Below are 3,878 nucleotides of genomic sequence, written 5' to 3'. Positions count from 1 at the left end.
ACCCTGGAGAGTGTTCTTTCATCTAAACATGCATTGAAAAAGAATACACGACATTGTATGTGTATTTCTTTCAATTTTGTGTAGCTTTTAAATAAAACAAGCGTTTTCAAAGTAGTCTATGATCAAGATTTATATAATAAAGTTGCACAAGATATTGTATATATGTTTTTAATGGTGGTGCAATTTTGAAACAAAATCATTATCATAAATTGAAGCAACTCCAATATGCGTTCCAAGGTATTAAAAAGCGAGAAGTATTACTATGTTAGAAGTAAAGTTATTGCAATTGTGGATTCCATAATAATAACTGTTAGGAATTTTAATAGTGCAATTGAATTTAATTATTATTATATATAAAATTAAATAAATTAAACAAGACCGTCACTTTGTACGTCAAGGTGGTCAGTGCAATTAACTAATGGCTTGATGAAAAAAGAAGCCCTGAATGAAATGTTACAGTGCTTTACTGGGAGGGGAGTTATGTCGTACTCAAAAGGGATTTTAACATGGATTTAGGGGTAAATAAATTGGGGAATGTGTCCAATTGTTCTGTAGTCATTATTTTTAAAAAAACACTATTTGGTAAGTAATTAGAAGAGCACTTAGAAAAGTGCCCTTTTGTAACGACTATACAATCTAAAAAGAGAGGATACAATATATCATATGTAGTTATGTTTATTTAATTGTGTGTCCTTTATATAAAAAATTTATTTTGTCATAAATAAAAAGGTGATTCTTTTTACACACACTTTCAGTAAAGCAGAGCACTTCTTTCAGAAATGGAATATGCAATAGTCTGAAAAAAATTATAGGATGTAATCTCATCTTTATAATTCAAGTGACGAGCTTAATTTATAAGATAGGAATTTCTGCATTATAAGAATCTTAATTATAACTAGATTCTTATAAAAGGGCAGCTAGCAAATACTAACTGCTTATTCTAAAGATGACAATCTGGATGTATAAATATAACATGACCAAGAAACGGGAGAACTATTTAAGTAAGGATATCGAATGGAGAAGAACCGTATCATATGGATCAGTTGTCATTTTTGAGAATATCGATGAAAAAAAGATGCGTAGACTTGTTGTGAAGGAGCTGAAAAACTATAAAGTATTGTGCGTTCGGATGAAAAATCAAGAAGAACAGGCTTAAGTTGGGGGCATTGTTCTTTTTCTTAAAATGTGAGGGGACAATAAAAATCATAAGATACATTCTAAACAAATGGAACGGACATGAAGATCAGCTGAAAATTATTGAGATGAAGCATCGAGAGAATGATACGGTAAAAGATTCATTTGTATACAACAGCTAATAATGAAACGTGATCCATTTTATCAGAGGAAAAAGTGAAATTGAGCTGATAACTATGGATTTGGGTATAACATGAGCTTGGTTTTAAAGTAACAGAAATGGAATTCTAGCATTTTGTAGTGTTGATATAGATAGGTTCAAATGAAGTTTTTCTGCTTTACATGTTATATTGTTTCACTGACCTATTTTTTGATAGGCCTAATTTTAATTCTATTAAAATTAGTAACAGATTGTCCAAACTTTACTAATCTATCTTACATAGCATGTAGTAATAAATTAAAAGGAGGAATTTAGTATGTCTTATTACTACTGTAATCATTGTAAGGATTACAAAAAGAAATATCACGATTGTCATAGAAGCAGTAAGGGTTATGAAAAATGTGATAAAAAGCATGAGGAGAAACCTTGGGTTAATGTAAAAGTAAATTGTTGTTCTGATGATAACCAATATAATCTTGTAAGAGCATCTGCTTTTAGAGCTGTGAGCACAGTTAATCAAAATTTACCAGCAAATACATTTGTTAAGGTCTTATTTCAAAATGAACAATTTGATTTAGCGAATGAGTATAATCCAGCTACATCAATTTTTATTCCAAAGACAAGAGGTGTTTATTCTGTTATTGGGACTATTGCGTTCATTCCCAATAATCTAAACACAAATTATAGAGCGCGGGTAGAAATTCGAGTTAATGGAAATCCGGCAATTGCAATAGATAATGATTTTTTTGGTCCAATAAACTTTGCTAATGTTGTTGCTGTTTCATCAATCATTCAGTTAAATGCAGGGGATATAGTTGAGATTTTTGCACAAAGTAGTGTAGCTGGAGTTATTTCTAATGTAGAAAATAGTACGCATTTTGAAGCTGCAAGATTTCCATCACCAGACGCATAATTGATATGAAAATTTTTCTGTGACTTTATACAGAGAAAGTCCATAATTTATATTTGACTTGCATTTATGCAGGTCTTTTTTTGATGAAAAATGTTTATTGTAACACAAGTTGGTTACATTATTTGGGGAATCTAAATTATTTATATAAATTTTGCATGATGTGTACTTAGAAATAATATGTCTATAAACGAAGGGGTATCATCCAATATATGTTTTGGTTGATACTTTTTTGTTTTATGAACAAAAAGGCTATTAAAAAAAGGGTGATAAAAATATCAAATCCTTTTCACTATGTACATTTATTTCACTGTCTCATTTAATTCTATTCCAGATTCAAATGTAGGTTCTTTTGAAGCAGCGATTTGCATTTCTTCACCTGTTTATGGGTTACGTCCTGCACGTGCAGATCTTTCACACACTTCAAATGTACCGAATCCTAGTATCTGTACTTTTTCTTTATTAGCTAACGCATTTATTATCGTATCTAATACAGCCTGTGTTGCTGCAACTACCTCTTTTGGTGTAAGTTCTATTTTTTCCGCTACTACTTTTGTTAATTCTGTCTAATTCATTTTTAGCACATCTTCATATGTAATTAGGTAACTATTACAACGTGTGTATTTTTATGATGCAATTAATAATATACATAGAAAAATCCCTAGCAAGAGCTAGGGGGACAATTTCTGTATGGTAGTAAGAAAGAAAAATGTGTTCATCACACAATTTATATTTTTACATTTTGATTTTATACAACAAAAATTACCTAATCTAGATAATCTACTTATTTCTACATAAAGGCTACTTTCAATACAATCAGTCAAATTACTACTAGTAAACCCTTTTTAGATATATAATTGTACTATTAAATGCAGATGATACCAAGCAAACATAATTTAATCTGCTTGTTCATAGGAGATTAATAGCTAGAAATATGAAAATTTATAAAAAATAAAAAGGGTGGATAAGATGAAAGCAACAGGTGTTACAAGAAGAGTAGATGAATTAGGACGAATTGTTCTTCCGAAAGAGTTAAGAAGAACATTAGGAATTGTAGAAAAAGATCCTGTGGAAATATTTGTAGAAGATGAAAAGATTATTTTACAAAAATATAAATCTTACGATGCTTGTGTAGTAACTGGTGATATTTCAGAAAAAAATATATCATTAGCAAATGGACAAATCGTTCTTAGTCCCGAAGGCGCTGAACATTTAATTAAGCAGATTCAACAACAATTAGTTAAGTAGATTCATTATTTTTAGTAAATTACATTAAAGCAAAAGACACCTTAATAGATGTCTTTTGCTTTAACTTGAACCAACATAATTCCATCAATACTACTTTTACAATAGCAAATATATCAGCAATCTTTCATATCATATTCATTTTAGTATAGATCAGACTGTTTTTTAAATCATTCGAATATTTTAAAATGTAAATTTAAAATTCCTACCTTAAAAGTGGTCCCGCCACATCGCTATCAAGCTAAGGTTTTGAAGTACCCCCTAAACGAAAATTTCTTTTCTCTACAGGCAGTTACTTTGAGAAGTCAGCTCATTTTTTTCGTTTTAGGGCGTTTATTTTTCTTAAGCTGATGGGCATGTATGGTGATCCACATAATACAAATAGAAATCAAGAAAATGCCAAAAAAGTTGGCATTTTCTTGATTTCTA

At 30.0% G+C, this 3,878-nt stretch carries 3 protein-coding genes and 1 pseudogene; 3 read left to right on the top strand and 1 reads right to left on the bottom strand.

Features of this window, described 5'->3' with window-relative positions:
* Nucleotides 1–973 precede the first annotated feature (973 nt).
* The gene (locus tag ABWK52_RS22070; RefSeq protein ID WP_133300474.1) at nt 974–1,156 is read left to right on the top strand and encodes a hypothetical protein; all 183 of its coding nucleotides are present in this window, start codon (nt 974–976) and stop codon (nt 1,154–1,156) included.
* A 454-nt stretch (nt 1,157–1,610) separates the two neighbouring features.
* On the top strand, nt 1,611–2,207 hold the full coding sequence (locus tag ABWK52_RS22065; RefSeq protein ID WP_044585220.1) for an ABC transporter permease: 597 nt from the start codon (nt 1,611–1,613) through the stop codon (nt 2,205–2,207).
* 299 nt (nt 2,208–2,506) lie between these two features.
* Here ABWK52_RS22065 and ABWK52_RS22060 read toward each other — a convergent pair.
* Nucleotides 2,507–2,770: pseudogene (locus tag ABWK52_RS22060) on the bottom strand (HU family DNA-binding protein); the annotation flags it as partial.
* Nucleotides 2,771–3,173: 403 nt separating this feature from the next.
* On the opposite strand from ABWK52_RS22060, the gene ABWK52_RS22055 reads away from it, so the two are divergent.
* Nucleotides 3,174–3,452, top strand: a complete 279-nt coding sequence (locus tag ABWK52_RS22055) for an AbrB/MazE/SpoVT family DNA-binding domain-containing protein (RefSeq protein ID WP_353772132.1) — start codon at nt 3,174–3,176, stop codon at nt 3,450–3,452.
* Nucleotides 3,453–3,878 lie beyond the last annotated feature (426 nt).

Source organism: Bacillus sp. AP50, assembly GCF_040492675.1.
GTDB lineage: Bacteria > Bacillota > Bacilli > Bacillales > Bacillaceae_G > Bacillus_A > Bacillus_A cereus.
Note: the sequence above shows the minus strand (reverse complement) of the source record. Positions and strands in the feature narration are given on the sequence as shown.